The sequence below is a fragment of the Streptomyces sirii genome, assembly GCF_045690365.1.
GTDB lineage: Bacteria > Actinomycetota > Actinomycetes > Streptomycetales > Streptomycetaceae > Streptomyces > Streptomyces sirii.
Map to the genome: position 1 here is coordinate 7,338,358 of NZ_CP147982.1, position 14,313 is coordinate 7,352,670.

Below are 14,313 nucleotides of genomic sequence, written 5' to 3' on the forward strand. Positions count from 1 at the left end.
GCGGCTGACCGGTAGTGCGTTCGAGGCCGGGGCCGCTAGCACCCGAAATGCCCCCTGTTAGCGTGCTGTTCACCCGAGTAGGCTCCGGCCCCTGCCGTCCCTCGCGCACACCGTGGAGGAAAGCCCGCTTATGACCAGATTCCGACGTCTCACCGTCCTGGGAGCCGCCGCCGCGCTGACCGGCTCCCTGGTGGCGGTCCCGGCCGTCGCCCAGTCCGCACCGCCGCGCCCGGCTCCCTCGGACCAGGACGGCGCCACCACCGCCACACCGGAGAAGACCCCGGTCGCCGTCGGCTACGGAGGGGCGGTCTCCAGCGTCGACCCGGACGCCTCGGCCGCCGGCATATCGGTGCTCAAGAAGGGCGGCAACGCCGTCGACGCCGCGGTCGCCACCGCCGCCGCCCTCGGCGTCACCGAGCCGTACTCCGCGGGCATCGGTGGCGGCGGCTACTTCGTCTACTACGACGCCAGGTCCAAGACGGTGCGCACCCTCGACGGCCGGGAGACCGCACCGCGCTCCGCCGGCAAGGACCTCTTCCTGGAGAACGGCAAGCCCATCCCGTTCGACGACGCCGTCACCAGCGGGCTGGGCGTCGGCACCCCCGGCACCCCCGCCACCTGGGACGCCGCGCTGGACAAGTGGGGCAGCCGGTCGCTGCACGACGTACTGCGCCCCGCCCGCCGGCTGGCCTCCCACGGCTTCACCGTCGATGCCACCTTCCGCCGGCAGACCGCCGACAACGAGGCGCGCTTCAGGGACTTCCCGGCGACCGCCGACCTGTTCCTGCCCGGCGGCAAACTGCCGGTGGTCGGCTCGACCATGAAGAACCCCGATCTCGCGCGCACCTACGGGGAGTTGGCCGAGCGCGGGGTGGGCGCGCTCTACAAGGGCGAGCTGGCCCGGGACATCGTCCGCACCGTCCGCAAGCCACCGGTGCGCTCCGGAGCCACCCGCACGGTGCGGCCCGGCGACCTCACCACGAACGACCTGCGGACCTACGAGGTGCTCGGTCAGGCGCCCACCCGCACGGCCTACCGCGGCCTCGACGTCTTCGGCATGGCCCCCTCGTCCTCCGGCGGCACCAGTGTCGCGGAGGCGCTGAACATCCTGGAGCGGACCGACCTCTCCCGGCTGAGCGAGAAGCGGTATCTGCACCGCTACATCGAGGCCAGCCGGATCGCCTTCGCCGACCGCGGCCGCTGGGTCGGCGACCCGGCCCAGGAGGACGTCCCCACCAAGGGCCTGACCTCGCAGCGGTTCGCCGATGCCCGCGCCTGCCTGATCACCGACGACAAGGCGCTGACCAGCCCGCTCGCGCCCGGCGACCCGCGCCACCCCGAGCGCTGCGCCGCCGGCGGCAAGGCCGCCCCGACGACGTACGAGGGGCCGAACACCACCCATCTGACGGTCGCCGACAAGTGGGGCAACGTCGTCGCCTACACCCTGACGATCGAGCAGACCGGCGGCAGCGGCATCGTGGTCCCCGGCCGGGGCTTCCTGCTCAACAACGAGCTGACGGACTTCTCGTTCGCGCCCGCCGACCCCGCGGTCCACGACCCCAATCTGCCGGGGCCGAGCAAGCGGCCGCGCTCGTCGATGTCGCCGACGATCGTGCTCCGGCACGGCCGGCCGGTGCTGGCGCTCGGCTCGCCCGGCGGCTCGACCATCATCACGACCGTGCTGCAGACGCTGCTGAACCACCTGGACCGTGGTATGCCGCTGGTCGACGCGATCGCCGCGCCCCGCGCCAGCCAGCGCAACGCGGCGACCACCGAACTCGAACCCGCCCTGTGGAACAGCCCGCTCCGCCGGCAACTGGAGGCGATCGGACACGCGTTCAAGCAGAATCCGGAGATCGGCGCGGCGACCGGTGTCCAGCGGCTGCCGGACGGCCGCTGGCTGGCCGCGGCCGAGAAGGTGCGCCGCGGCGGCGGCTCGGCGATGGTCGTCCACCGGTCGTGACGTTCCCGGAACGGGTGCCGGACGCCACACCACCGGCACCCGACCGGCCGCTGTGTGCCGTCCGTGTGTCGTCGATGTGCCGTGCCGCGCGGCGCCGTTGAAGGCCGCGGCGGCGGCGATTAGCCTAATGGGACCGTTCGTTCGAATGAGCGGTCCCATGGAGGGCACGCAGCGTGAGCGTTGACGAGAGCCAGGACAGGGAGGCCGGGCCGGCCCCGGCACGGGATGTCGGAGCCGGCGACTGGGAGGGTCTCGCCGAGCAGGCGCGTGCGCTGGCCCAAGGCCGGGTCAGCTCGACCGCGTTGGTGCGGCGGTCGCTGGAGCGCATCGCGGCCACCCAGGACACCGTCAACGCCTTCAAGCGGGTACGGGCCGAGGCGGCGATGGCGGAGGCCGCGGAGGCGGACCGCCGGCTGGCGGCCGGGGAGCGGCTGCCGCTGCTCGGGGTGCCCGTCGCGGTCAAGGACGACACCGATGTGGCGGGCGAGCCCACCGCGTTCGGCTGCGCCGGCGAGTTCCCGCTCAAGCAGCGCGACGCCGAGGTCGTCCGGCGGCTGCGCGCGGCCGGCGCGATCATCGTCGGCAAGACCAACGCCTGCGAGTTGGGGCAGTGGCCGTTCACCGAGGGCCCGGCCTTCGGCGACACCCGCAACCCCTGGAACCTCGCCCACACCCCGGGCGGCTCGTCCGGCGGCTCGGCGGCCGCGGTCGCGGCGGGGCTGGTGCCCGCCGCGCTCGGCACCGACGGCGCCGGTTCGGTCCGGATCCCCGCCGCCTGGTCCCATCTCGTCGGTATCAAACCCCAGCGCGGCCGCATCTCCACCTGGCCGGAGGCCGAGTCCTTCCAGGGGATCACCGGCATCGGCCCGCTGGCCCGTACGGTCCAGGACGCGGCGCTGCTGCTGGACGTGGCCAGCGGCAACCACGCCGGGGATCTGCACCGGCCGCCCGCCATCGCGGCGCGCCAGGCGGCCGGCCGCGACCCGGGGCGGCTGCGGATCGCGCTGTCCTGGAAGCCGGCCACGACGTTCACGGCCAAGCCGCTGCACCCCGACGTACGCGCCGCGGTGACCGGCGTGGCCCGCACCCTGGCCCGCCTCGGCCACTTCGTCGAGGAGGCGGAGCCCGACTACGGGCTGGTCGGACTGGCCTTCGTCCCGCGCGCCACCGCGGGGGTGGGGGAGTGGGCGGCCCGGGTCCCCGACCGCAGCCTGCTGGACCGCCGTACGCGGGGCGCGGTGCGGATGGGGCGGGTGCTCGGCGGGCCGGTGCTCCGTCGGGCCCGTTTGGTGGAGAAGCGCCAACAGCGGCGCATCGGCGCCCTGTTCGGCCCCTACGACGTGCTGCTGACGCCGACCACCGCCACCCCGCCGCCGCGGATCGGCACGCTGGCCAAACTCAGCGGCTGGCGTACCGATCAGGCCATGATCGCCGCCTGCCCGTACGCCTGGCCGTGGAACGTCCTCGGCTGGCCGGGCGTGAGCGTGCCCGCCGGCTTCAGTGCGGACGGCCTGCCCCTGGGAGCCCAACTCCTCGGCCCGGCCCATGGGGAGCCACGGCTGATCGCGCTGGCCGCCCAGCTCCAGGACGATCTGCGCTGGCACGAGCGGCGCCCGGCCGGACACCCGGCGCCGCTCGACGGCGTACCGCGCTGAGGCGGGCGCGTCGCCTCAGCCGAGGAGCTTGATGATCGTGTCGGTGGTGTCGGTCTCGCCGAGCCGCGGGAAGATCTTCTCCAGGCTGTTGCGGTGCGCCGCCTCGTCCAGGTCGGTCACCGCGTCGGTGGCGATCGTGACGTGGTAGCCGTGTTCGTGCGCGGCGCGGGCGCTGGACTCCACGCCGATGCTGGTGGCGATGCCGGCGAGCACGATCTGGGTTACGCCCCGCCGGCGCAGCTCCAGATCCAGGTTCGTCCCGTGGAAGGCGCCCCACTGCTGCTTGGTGACGGTGATGTCGCCGGGCTGCCGGTCGAGCTCGGGCACCAGCTCGGCCCAGTCGGCGGGCGGGGTGCCGCCGCGCAGCGCGGACTCCGTACGGCCCGGTGCGCCGCCCGTGACGTTCACCAGGACGACGGGCAGCGCGCGGGCCCGGAACGCGGCGGCCAGCCGCGCGCCGAGCTCGACGACCTCGGCGGAGGGCAGCGGAGCGGTGGGCAGGCCGACGATGCCCTTTTGAAGGTCGATCAGGACCAGGGCGGTGCGGGGGTCGAGGGTGGTGGCGGACATGTGTGCTCCCTGTCGTGGTGATCGGTGGTGGTGGGTGGTCGTGGGGGGCGAATGGTCGTGAGTGTGGTGGTGCACGGGGCGGAAGTGCGGTGGTGCGAGGAGAACGAGTGGCCCGGGGTGTGCGGACCTACGGTTGGTGACGGGGGCTCAGGGCGCGGTCGGCGAGGGTCAGGGCGAGCAGCGGCAGGGCCAGTGCGACGCCGATCAGGGCGATCTCGTGCAGACCGGAGTCCGAGGCGCGCTGCCCGTACAGCAGCCCGATCAGGCCGGCGGCGGTGATCGCGCCGAGGTACTGGGAGGTGCGCTGCAGACCGGCGGCCGCGCCCACGCCGTCGGGTGGCGCCTGGGCGTAGACGGCGGCCTGGTTGCCGGTGGACGCCAGGCCCTGGGGGATGCCGAAGAGCGCCCCGGCACACAGCAGCGCGATCAGCGGACTGGTGCCCGCCAGCAGGAGGAAGACCGCGCTGCCGGCGGCCAGACACAGCGCGGCGACGGTCAGCGGGGCGCGGATGCCCTTCGTCCGGGCGCCGGCCAGCGAGCAGCACGCGGCCGCGACGGACATCGGCAGCATGACCAGTCCGGCGTGGAACGGCGAGTAGCCGTGCGCCTGCTCCAGCCACTGGCTGAACCCGTAGAGCACGCAGTAGATGACCAGATACGTCAGGCCCTGGCGCAGGTAGGTGCGCACCAGCGCGCCGTTGCGGGCGAGCGTCCGCAGGTCGATGAAGGGTTCCGGGTGGCGCAGCTGCCACCACACCAGGACGGCGCCGAGTGCGCCGGCGGGCGCCAGCAGCAGCCACGGCGGGTCCGCCAGCCGCAGGAGGAAGAACATCGCGCAGGTCAGCGCGCCGGCGAAGAGGGCGATGCCCAGTGGGTCGAGGGCGCCGGCGACGCCGGCGGGGGAGGGTTCGCCGCGCCTGGTGCCCTTCTCGTCGCGGCCGGCGTCCGCCTCGTCGCGGCCGGTCCTCCGGTCGGGCGGGAGCCAGGCGAGCGCGCCGGCCAGCGCGAGCAGCGCCAGCGGGATGTTGACCGCGAAGACCGCCCGCCAGCCCGCGGTCGCCGCCAGCAGTCCGCCGAGCGTGGGCCCGATGGCGGCGCTGCCCAGCGCGGCGAGCGAGAGCCGCCCGAGGACGTAGCGGGGCGTGGGCTGCCCCGTCCGGCGCGACTCGGCGCGCAGGATCGCCATCGCCGCGGGGTAGGCGGCCGCGGTGCCGATCCCGAGGACGACCCGGGAGACGATCAGCAGCCCGAAGCCGGGCGCGAGGGCGCCGATGAGGCCCGCGGCGCAGACGGCCGCAGCGCCCGCGACGAAGACCCGGCGCGGTCCGGCCCGGTCGGCGAGCCGCCCCATCGACGGCTGGCCCACCGCGCTGGCGAGGTACATCGCGGAGATCAGCCAGGCGGTGTCGGCGGCGCCGACGTGGAAGTCCCGTCCGATGGCCACCAGGGCAGTGGCGATCATCGTCGAGTTGACGGGGTTCAGCAGCGAGCCGAGCAGCAGCGGCGTCATCAGACGGGCGCCGAAGGCGCGGCCGGGAGCGGCGGGCCGGCCCGGTCCTTCCGGTGCGGCAGCGGCCGTCCGGTCCGTGGCCGCCGCCGCGGCAGCCGGGTCGCTCATTCCGGCATCAGCCGCCGGATCAGCACGGTCGCCGCCGCCAGGGTCTGCTGCTCCTCGGTGCTCAGCCGGTTGGCGATGGCCACCGCGAGCCAGTTCTGCTTGGCCTGCCGTACGGCGGTGAGCATCCGAAGACCCTCGTCGGTGAGGGCGAAGACCACCTGGCGGCCGTCGGTCGGATGCGGGCTGCGGGCGAGTATCCCGCGCTCCTCCAGCGCGCCGACGGTCAGCCGCATGGACTGCGGACGCACCAGCTCGGCGCGGGCCAGCGCCGCGATGGTGGCCGGTCCGCCGGTGTCGATCCGGGAGATCACCGAGCGCTGGGTCGGTGTCAGTTCACCCTGCGGTGAGGCGGCGCGCAGATGGCGCATCAGCTGTGCGACGGTCGCGCCCAGATCCGTCGCCAGGCGTTCCTGGTCCTTTTCCGGCATATCTCCACCATAGATATCAACAGGAAAACTTGCAAGTTCGCCTGTCTTGATCGTGAGGATTCCCTGGGCGCGCCACGGGGGAGATGGTCTTGCCACGGTGCGTGACGAGGCTTACGGTCACCTCCACACGCGTAGATCCCTCCCGCGTGGGCTGCAGGCAGACGCATCGACAAAGGAGCAGCTCATGGCCGATGTTGTGCGTGCCGCACTGGTTCAGGCGACCTGGACCGGCGACACCGAATCGATGATCGCGAAGCATGAGGAGTACGCCAGAGCGGCGGCCGCGCAGGGCGCGCAGGTGATCGGGTTCCAGGAGGTCTTCAACGCTCCGTACTTCTGCCAGGTCCAGGACCCGGAGCACTACCGCTGGGCCGAGCCGGTGCCCGACGGCCCGACCGTGCGGCGGATGCAGGACCTCGCCCGCGAGACCGGCATGGTCATCGTCGTGCCGGTCTTCGAGATCGAGCAGGCCGGCTTCTACTACAACACCGCGGTCGTCGTCGACGCCGACGGCACGGTCCTGGGCAAGTACCGCAAGCACCACATCCCGCAGGTCAAGGGCTTCTGGGAGAAGTACTACTTCAAGCCGGGCAACGCCGGCTGGCCGGTCTTCGACACCGCCGTCGGCAAGATCGGCGTCTATATCTGCTACGACCGCCACTTCCCGGAAGGCTGGCGGCAGTTGGGCCTCAACGGCGCCCAGCTGGTCTACAACCCCTCCGCCACCCACCGTGGGCTGTCGGCCTACCTGTGGAAGCTGGAGCAGCCCGCGGCCGCCGTGGCCAACGAGTACTTCATCGCGGCGATCAACCGGGTCGGCGTCGAGGAGTACGGCGACAACGACTTCTACGGCACCAGCTACTTCGTCGACCCGCGCGGTCAGTTCGTCGGCGAGGTCGCCAGCGACACCAAGGAGGAACTCCTCATCCGCGACCTCGACTTCGGCCTGATCGACGAGGTCCGCCGGCAGTGGGCGTTCTACCGCGACCGCCGACCCGACGCCTACGACGGGCTGGTGCGGCCATGACCCGGACCCCCCAGGACACCGCGGACCTGTACGCCCGCCACCAGGCCGTGCTGCCCTCCTGGCTCAGCCTCTACTACGAGCGGCCCATCGAACTCACCCACGGCGAGGGCCGGTACGTCTGGGACGCCGAGGGCAACCGCTACCTCGACTTCTTCGGCGGCATCCTCACCACCATGACGGCGCACGCGCTGCCCGAGGTGACCAAGGCAGTCGGCGATCAGGCCGGCCGCATCATCCACACCTCGACGCTCTACCTCTCCCGCCCCATGGTCGAGCTGGCGGAGCGGATCGCCGCGCTCTCCGGCATCCCCGACGCCCGGGTCTTCTTCACCACCTCCGGCACGGAGGCCAACGACGCGGCCCTGCTGCTGGCCACCACGCACCGCCGCTCCAACCAGATCCTGGCGATGCGCAACAGCTACCACGGCCGCTCCTTCTCCACCGTCGGTATCACCGGCAACACCAGCTGGTCGCCCACCAGCCTCTCTCCGCTCCAGACGCTCTACGTACACGGCGGGGTGCGCAGCCGCGGCCCGTACGCGGAGCTCGGCGACGCCGCCTACATCGCGGCCTGCGTCGCCGACCTGGAGGACATGCTCCAGCAGACCGCGGGCGGCGTCGCCGCGCTGATCGCCGAGCCGATCCAGGGCGTCGGCGGCTTCACCCTGCCGCCCGACGGCCTCTACGCCGCCTTCCGGGAGGTGCTGGCACGGCACGGCATCCTGTGGATCAGCGACGAGGTGCAGACCGGCTGGGGCCGCACCGGCGACCACTTCTGGGGCTGGCAGGCGCACGCCGCGAGCGGGCCGCCGGACCTGCTCACCTTCGCCAAGGGCATCGGCAACGGCATGTCCATCGGCGGCGTGGTGGCCCGTGCCGAGGTGATGAACTCGCTCACCGCGAACTCCATCTCCACCTTCGGCGGCAGCCCCGTCACCATGGCCGCCGGCCTCGCCAACCTCAACTACCTGCTCGAACACGACCTCCAGGGCAACGCCCGGCGGGTCGGCGGACTGCTCATCGAGCGGCTGCGGGCGGTCACCGCCGGTCTCGACGCCGTACGCGAGGTACGCGGCCGCGGCCTGATGATCGGCGTCGAACTGGTCCGCCCCGGCACCGAAGAGCGCTCACCGGAGGCCGCGTCGCTGGTCGTGGAGGCCGCCCGCGAGCGTGGACTGCTGATCGGCAAGGGCGGTCAGGGCGGGGCCTCGCTGCGGATCGCGCCCCCGATGACGCTGACCGTAGCGGAGGCGGAGGAGGGCGCCGAACTGCTCGCGGAGGCGCTGCGGGCGGCGCAGGAAACGCTCGCCGGGGCGTAGCCGGCGGCCGGGATGCGCGGGCGGGGCGGTCGTCGCCGCTCCGCCTGACCGGCGTGCGCCCGGAGCGAGGGGCGCTTCGCGGCGGAGATCCGAGGTGGGGGGTGGCGTAGCGGATATTCGTCAACGGGGCGTCGAGGACCCCTGCGGTCAGCCGCGCGCGGCGGCCTCGCGCACCGTGTCGGCGACCAGCGTGAAGAACCGGGTGTGCGCCCGGCGGCTGCACGGAGCCTCCGGATTCCATGGCAGCAGCCGCGCCCCGGCCTCGATCGCCCGCCAGTGCTCGTCGGCCCGCAGCTCCTCGGGCCGGGCGGCGTTCGCCCGTACGTCCATGAGCACGATGTCCGGGGCCAGCTCCGCGGCCTCCGCCCAGCCGACCGTGGACCAGTTCACACCGGCGCCCGCCGCCGGCTCCAGCAGGCCGACGCCGTGCTCGGTCAGCGCCCGCAGATCCGGCCAGGAGCTGGGCCGGGCCAGGTGCACCCGCTCCGGACCCGCGGGCGACAGCGCCAGCACCCGGGGCCGCACCGTGCCCCCGGTCGCCTGCCGCAGCGCGTCCTCCGCGGCGTCCAACTCCCGTGCCGCACCGAGTGGTTCGCCCCGGCCCAGCGATCCGGCCAGCGCCGCGAACCGCTCGCGCACCTCGGCCAGGCTCCGGCCCGGACCGACCGCGACCGTGGCGAGGGGCACATGCGCCTCCAGCTCCACCGCGGTCTTCTGCTCCAGCCCGTAGACCTGCTCACCGTCGTAGGTCACCGCCACCACGAGGTCCGGCTCCGCCTCCAGCAGGGAGTCGGGGTGCAGAGCGGCACCCGAGCCGAGGTACGGGATCTCCGACAGCGGCAGTTCGCCGCTCTTGGCGGGGTCGGGGGTGGCGCCGTCGTGCTGGGACCCGAAGAGTCCCACCGGGCGTATGCCGTGGTCCCACATCGTGGCCCCCGCCTGTATGTACGCGACGATTCGTAACGGCCGGCTCCCGGCCACTACCAGGCGCCCCCGGTCGTCGGAGAACTCCCACGGCGTGTTCCGCTCCATGACCCGCTGCCTTTCTGTATCGTTCCTGAGTCGTCCTGTCGTCCTGTCGTCCGTCCCGATGAAGTGGCGCCCGCGAGGATTGCCCGCCGGCGTCGGCGGATATCTGCCCATCCCGCCACCCCCGCACCCCTCCGGCGCGGCCCCCGCGTTGAACCGGCCGACTGATCGTCGGCGCAACACGAACGTCCTCGCCGATCTCCGGTCACGGTATTGCCACGGTGGGTGACATGCTTCTACGGTGTCTCCTTCTCGACCGGAATCTACGGGTGTAGACCAGCTGTGACGTGGTGTCAGGTAGGGAGCTGAGATGGTGAGCCGTACGGTCGTACAGGGCGGTCTGGTGATCACCGCCGCCGACGAGATGCACCCCGATGTCCTGGTGGAGGACGGCCGGGTCGCCGCGCCGGCCGCTACCCTCATCGACTTCGGCGGGAGCGGCTGAGACGGCCGTGCCTCGTGCAGACACCGACTCGCACCGATGAGGCCGGAGTGACACGACCGGCTCCACCACCCCTACTGCGCCGCCCTCTTAGGGCACGCAGGACCACATTCGACTCGATGACCGCATCGGGATCACGAAGTACCCGGTGGGCGCAGGGAGGCGCGAAGGATGAACCGCACTCTGATCACCGGTGGCCTCGTCATCACGGCCGCCGAAGAGACCCACGCAGATGTCCTGATCGAAGACGGCCGCATCGTGGCCATGGCTTCCACCGGGACCCAGCAGTGGACCGCCGAGCGCGTCATCGACGCCACCGGCAAGTACGTCATCCCGGGCGGCGTCGACGCCCACACCCATCTGGACTTCCCCTTCGGCGGGACGGCCTCCTCCGACACCTTCGAGACCGGCACCCGCGCCGCGGCCTGGGGCGGTACCACCACCCTCATCGACTTCGCGGTCCAGTCGCGCGGCAAGTCGCTCCGCGCCGGCCTGGACACCTGGCATGCCAAGTCCGATGCCCAGTGCGCCATCGACTACGGCTTCCACATGATCCTCTCCGACGTGAACGAATCAACGCTGCGGGAGATGGACGGGCTCGTGGCCGAAGGAGTGAGCTCGTTCAAGCTCTTCACCGCATACCCGGGGGTCTTCTACAGCGACGACGGGCAGATTCTGCGGGCGATGCAGCGGGCCGCGGACAACGGCGGGCTGATCATGATGCACGCGGAGAACGGCATCGCGATCGACGTGCTGGTGCAACAGGCGCTGGAGCGGGGCCAGACGGCGCCGCGGTATCACGGTGAGGTGCGCAGGGCGTTGCTGGAGGCGGAGGCGACGCACCGGACGATCCAGCTCGCCCGGGTGGCGGGTTCCCCGCTGTACGTGGTGCATGTGGCGGCGCAGGAGGCCGTCGCGGAGCTGACGGCGGCCAGGGACATGGGGCTGCCGGTCTTCGGGGAGACCTGCCCGCAGTATCTGTACCTGTCCACGGACAACCTGGCCGAGCCCGACTTCGAGGGCGCGAAGTACGTGTGCAGTACGCCTTTGCGGCCGCGTGAGCACCAGGCCGCTCTGTGGCGGGCCCTGCGCACCAACGACCTCCAGGTGGTCTCCACCGACCACTGTCCGTTCTGCTTCGCGGGCCAGAAAGAGCTGGGCCGCGACGACTTCTCCAAGATCCCCAACGGTCTGCCCGGCGTGGAGAACCGCATGGACCTGCTCCACCAGGCGGTCGTGGACGGTCACATCAGCCGCCGCCGTTGGATCGAGATCGCGTGCGCCGGCCCGGCCCGCATGTTCGGGCTGTACGGAAAGAAGGGCACGATCGCGCCCGGCGCGGACGCGGACGTGGTCATCTACGACCCGACCGCCGAGCAGGTCATGTCGGCGGCGACGCACCACATGAACGTCGACTACTCGGCATACGAGGGCAAGCGTGTCACGGGCCAGGTGGAGACGGTCCTGTCACGCGGCGAACTCGTCATCGACCAGCGCAAGTTCACCGGGCACGCCGGCCACGGCCAGTACATGCCGCGCGCCACCTGCCAGTATCTGCAATAGGAGGTCCCATCGTGGATTTCGGAATCGTCCTGCAGACGGACCCGCCCGCTTCGACGGTCGTCGACCTGATGCAGCGTGCGGAGAGCAACGGCTTTCGCTACGGCTGGACCTTCGACTCGGCGGTGCTCTGGCAGGAGCCCTTCGTCATCTACAGCCAAATCCTGGAACACACCACTGAGTTGACGGTCGGACCGATGGTGACGAACCCCGGGACGCGCACATGGGAGGTGACCGCGTCGACCTTCGCGACGCTGAACGACATGTTCGGCAACCGCACGGTGTGCGGTATCGGCCGGGGCGACTCGGCGATGCGGGTCGCCGGAAGGAAGCCGAACACGCTGGCCACGCTCGGTGAGGCGATCCACGTCATCCGTGATCTGGCGGAGGGCCGCGAGACCGAGGTGGACGGGCGGACCCTGCGGATCCCCTGGGTGCGCGACGGCCGCCTGCCGGTATGGATGGCGGCGTACGGCCCGAAGGCACTGGCCCTGGCCGGCCAGCAGGCCGACGGCCTCATCCTCCAGCTGGCCGACCCGTATCTGACGGAGTGGATGGTCAAGGCCGTACGGGACGCGGCGGCTGCCGCCGGCCGCGACCCGTCCTCGCTGACGATCTGCGTGGCGGCACCCGCCTACCTCACCGACGACACCTCTCCTGCCGCGCTGGCGCACGCACGCCAGCAGTGCCGCTGGTTCGGCGGCATGGTCGGCAACCACGTCGCGGACCTCGTCGCCAAATACGGCGAGCACTCCGCCGCCGTCCCCGAGGCCCTCACCGCCTACATCAAGGACCGCGACGGCTACGACTACGCCCACCACGGCCGCGCCGACAATCCTGACACCGCCTTCGTACCCGACGAGATCATCGACCGCTTCTGCGTCATCGGCACCGAAGAGCAACACATCGACAAGCTACGGACGTTGCAGGCACTGGGCGTCGACCACTTTGCGGTATACGCCATGCACGACGCCCGTGAGGACCTCATCGACGGCTACGGGGCGGCCGTCATCCCTGCTCTGCGGCAGTGATCCGGTTTCCTTCGGAGGCGCCCTCGCCGGAGGAGCCACCTATCGCATTACCGGTCACCGCGCCGCTCAGGCGGCTCGCCGAAGAGTGGCTGGGCGACGTCCCGAACACGGTGGAGGCGTACCGTGAGCGCATCGCTGATGTGGATGCCCAGATCGAAGAGACCCGTCGCATGCGCAAGATGAAACTCGTCGCACTCACAGCGGTGGTGGCCGCCGATGAAGGCGCCGACACCGCAGCAGTGGTCGCACCTCAGACCGTCTCCGCCGAGACCCACCACATGAACGTCGACTACTCGGCGTACGAGGGCAAACGGCTCACCGGACAGGTCGAGACGGTGCTCTCGCGGGACGAACTCGTCATCGATCAGCGGGAGTTCACCGGACCGGACGTGCCGGACACGGCCAGTACATCCCTCGTGGCACCTGCCAGTACCTCATCTAAGGAGCGTGGCCGTGGACTTCGGAGTTGTCCTGCAGGCCGACCCGCCCGGCTCAGCCGTCGTGGCCCTGATGCGCCGCGCCGAGCGCAACGGTTTCCGCTACGGCTGGACCTTCGACTCGGCCGTGCTGTGGCAGGAACCGTTCGTCCTCTACAGCCGGGTGCTGGAGCACACCGAGCGCCTGATCGTCGGCCCGATGGTCACCAACCCCTTCACCCGCACCCTTGAAGTCACCGCCTCCACCTTCGCCACCCTCAACGAGATGTACGGCAACCGCACGGTCTGCGGGATCGGCCGCGGTGACTCCGCGATGCGGGTGGCCGGCCGGCCGCCCAACACCCTTGCCCGGGTGGGCGAGGCGATCGGCGTCATCCGCGATCTGGCCGAGGGCCGGGAGGCGGAGGTCGGCGGCCACCGCATCAAGATCCCCTGGATCAGGGACGGCCGGCTCCCGGTCTGGATGGCCGCCTACGGCCCCAAGGCGCTCGCCATGGCGGGCCGGCTGGCCGATGGCTTCATCCTCCAGCTCGCCGACCCCTTCCTCACCGAGTGGATGATCAAAGCGGTACGGCAGGCCGCGGTGGACGCCGGACGGGACCCGGACGCCATCACGATCTGCGTCGCCGCCCCCGCCTACGTGGGCGACGACCTCGTCCACGCCCGGGAGCAGTGCCGCTGGTTCGGCGGGATGGTCGGCAACCACGTCGCCGACCTCGTCGCCCGCTACGGCGAGCACTCCGGCCTGGTCCCCGACGAGCTGACCGACTACATCAGGGCCCGCAAGGGCTACGACTACTCCCACCACGGCCGCGCGGACAACCCCGACACCGCCTTCGTCCCGGACGCCGTCGTCGACCGCTTCTGCCTGCTGGGCCCCACCACCGCCCACATCGACAAACTACGCACCCTCCGCGACCTCGGCGTCGACCAGTTCGCGGTCTACGCCATGCACGACGCCAGAGAATCCACCATCGACGCCTATGGGGCAGAGATCATTCCGGCGTTTGCCGATTGACCGGGTGGTGATGCGGGGCGAGTCGGAGCCGCCTCCTGCCTACTGATTTCGGCGCGCATCGGCCGCCACGGCCGCGCTGCGCGCCGCCGCCGACGAGCTGCCCGACCAGCCCGTCCTGGTAGTGACCCAGACAAGCGGTCCCCTGTGGGTCGTCGCGCCGGCGACATGCCGTATGTCGTCGTTGTTCTGATCCCTTGCCGCCGACGGTCTGAACTC

The 14,313-nt window shown here is 71.7% G+C and carries 12 protein-coding genes and 1 pseudogene; 9 read left to right on the forward strand and 4 right to left on the reverse strand.

Translation table 11 applies throughout. The features are described from left to right. The first annotated feature begins 130 nt into the window (after positions 1 to 130). A complete protein-coding gene (gene ggt, locus WAB15_RS32630; protein WP_399148864.1) occupies positions 131 to 1,963 on the forward strand; it encodes a gamma-glutamyltransferase in 1,833 nt (610 codons plus the stop codon). A gap of 173 nt (positions 1,964 to 2,136) precedes the next feature. Next, entirely contained in the window at positions 2,137 to 3,618 is a 1,482-nt protein-coding gene (locus WAB15_RS32635; RefSeq protein WP_407288439.1) for an amidase, read from the forward strand. Between the two features lie 15 nt (positions 3,619 to 3,633). Here the strand turns inward: WAB15_RS32635 and WAB15_RS32640 are convergent, their stop codons facing one another. The 3 genes from WAB15_RS32640 to WAB15_RS32650 form a co-directional block, all read right to left on the reverse strand. Next, on the reverse strand, positions 3,634 to 4,188 hold the full coding sequence (locus WAB15_RS32640; RefSeq protein ID WP_407288440.1) for an isochorismatase family protein: 555 nt from the start codon (positions 4,186 to 4,188) through the stop codon (positions 3,634 to 3,636). 127 nt (positions 4,189 to 4,315) lie between these two features. Further along, positions 4,316 to 5,806: an MFS transporter gene (locus tag WAB15_RS32645; protein WP_407288441.1), complete on the reverse strand. Its 1,491-nt coding sequence runs from the start codon at positions 5,804 to 5,806 to the stop codon at positions 4,316 to 4,318. Further along, positions 5,803 to 6,234 (reverse strand): MarR family winged helix-turn-helix transcriptional regulator, encoded by a 432-nt coding sequence (locus WAB15_RS32650; RefSeq protein ID WP_407288442.1) that lies wholly within the window; start codon positions 6,232 to 6,234, stop codon positions 5,803 to 5,805. The genes WAB15_RS32645 and WAB15_RS32650 overlap by 4 nt, the downstream gene beginning before the upstream one ends. A 184-nt stretch (positions 6,235 to 6,418) precedes the next feature. Between WAB15_RS32650 and WAB15_RS32655 the strand changes: the two genes are divergently transcribed. Then, a complete protein-coding gene (locus WAB15_RS32655) occupies positions 6,419 to 7,261 on the forward strand; it encodes a nitrilase-related carbon-nitrogen hydrolase (RefSeq protein ID WP_399148869.1) in 843 nt (280 codons plus the stop codon). Further along, positions 7,258 to 8,580: an aspartate aminotransferase family protein gene (locus WAB15_RS32660; RefSeq protein ID WP_407288443.1), complete on the forward strand. Its 1,323-nt coding sequence runs from the start codon at positions 7,258 to 7,260 to the stop codon at positions 8,578 to 8,580. The genes WAB15_RS32655 and WAB15_RS32660 overlap by 4 nt, the downstream gene beginning before the upstream one ends. 147 nt (positions 8,581 to 8,727) lie before the next feature. On the opposite strand, the gene WAB15_RS32665 is transcribed toward WAB15_RS32660, so the two are convergent. Beyond that, positions 8,728 to 9,612, reverse strand: a complete 885-nt coding sequence (locus tag WAB15_RS32665) for an ABC transporter substrate-binding protein (RefSeq protein WP_407288444.1) — start codon at positions 9,610 to 9,612, stop codon at positions 8,728 to 8,730. A gap of 307 nt (positions 9,613 to 9,919) precedes the next feature. Between WAB15_RS32665 and WAB15_RS32670 the strand changes: the two genes are divergently transcribed. The 5 genes and pseudogenes from WAB15_RS32670 to WAB15_RS32690 all read left to right on the forward strand — a co-directional run bounded on the left by WAB15_RS32670 (position 9,920) and on the right by WAB15_RS32690 (position 14,097). Then, positions 9,920 to 10,054: a hypothetical protein gene (locus tag WAB15_RS32670; protein WP_407289376.1), complete on the forward strand. Its 135-nt coding sequence runs from the start codon at positions 9,920 to 9,922 to the stop codon at positions 10,052 to 10,054. Between the two features lie 168 nt (positions 10,055 to 10,222). Then, a complete protein-coding gene (hydA, locus tag WAB15_RS32675; RefSeq protein WP_399148873.1) occupies positions 10,223 to 11,614 on the forward strand; it encodes a dihydropyrimidinase in 1,392 nt (463 codons plus the stop codon). 11 nt (positions 11,615 to 11,625) lie between these two features. Further along, a complete protein-coding gene (locus WAB15_RS32680) occupies positions 11,626 to 12,642 on the forward strand; it encodes a TIGR03842 family LLM class F420-dependent oxidoreductase (RefSeq protein ID WP_407288445.1) in 1,017 nt (338 codons plus the stop codon). Positions 12,643 to 12,863: 221 nt separating this feature from the next. After that, positions 12,864 to 13,084, forward strand: a pseudogene (locus WAB15_RS32685) (dihydropyrimidinase); the annotation flags it as partial. An 11-nt stretch (positions 13,085 to 13,095) separates the two neighbouring features. Then, on the forward strand, positions 13,096 to 14,097 hold the full coding sequence (locus WAB15_RS32690; protein WP_407288446.1) for a TIGR03842 family LLM class F420-dependent oxidoreductase: 1,002 nt from the start codon (positions 13,096 to 13,098) through the stop codon (positions 14,095 to 14,097). Positions 14,098 to 14,313: the final 216 nt, after the last annotated feature.

Coding starts and splice junctions, on each gene's coding strand:
- WAB15_RS32640 (WP_407288440.1), bottom strand. CDS start 4,188: ATGTCCGCCACCACCCTCGACCCCCGCACCGCCCTGGTCCTGATCGAC.
- ggt (WP_399148864.1), top strand. CDS start 131: ATGACCAGATTCCGACGTCTCACCGTCCTGGGAGCCGCCGCCGCGCTG.
- WAB15_RS32650 (WP_407288442.1), bottom strand. CDS start 6,234: ATGCCGGAAAAGGACCAGGAACGCCTGGCGACGGATCTGGGCGCGACC.
- WAB15_RS32665 (WP_407288444.1), bottom strand. CDS start 9,612: ATGGAGCGGAACACGCCGTGGGAGTTCTCCGACGACCGGGGGCGCCTG.
- WAB15_RS32670 (WP_407289376.1), top strand. CDS start 9,920: ATGGTGAGCCGTACGGTCGTACAGGGCGGTCTGGTGATCACCGCCGCC.
- hydA (WP_399148873.1), top strand. CDS start 10,223: ATGAACCGCACTCTGATCACCGGTGGCCTCGTCATCACGGCCGCCGAA.
- WAB15_RS32660 (WP_407288443.1), top strand. CDS start 7,258: ATGACCCGGACCCCCCAGGACACCGCGGACCTGTACGCCCGCCACCAG.
- WAB15_RS32655 (WP_399148869.1), top strand. CDS start 6,419: ATGGCCGATGTTGTGCGTGCCGCACTGGTTCAGGCGACCTGGACCGGC.
- WAB15_RS32645 (WP_407288441.1), bottom strand. CDS start 5,806: ATGAGCGACCCGGCTGCCGCGGCGGCGGCCACGGACCGGACGGCCGCT.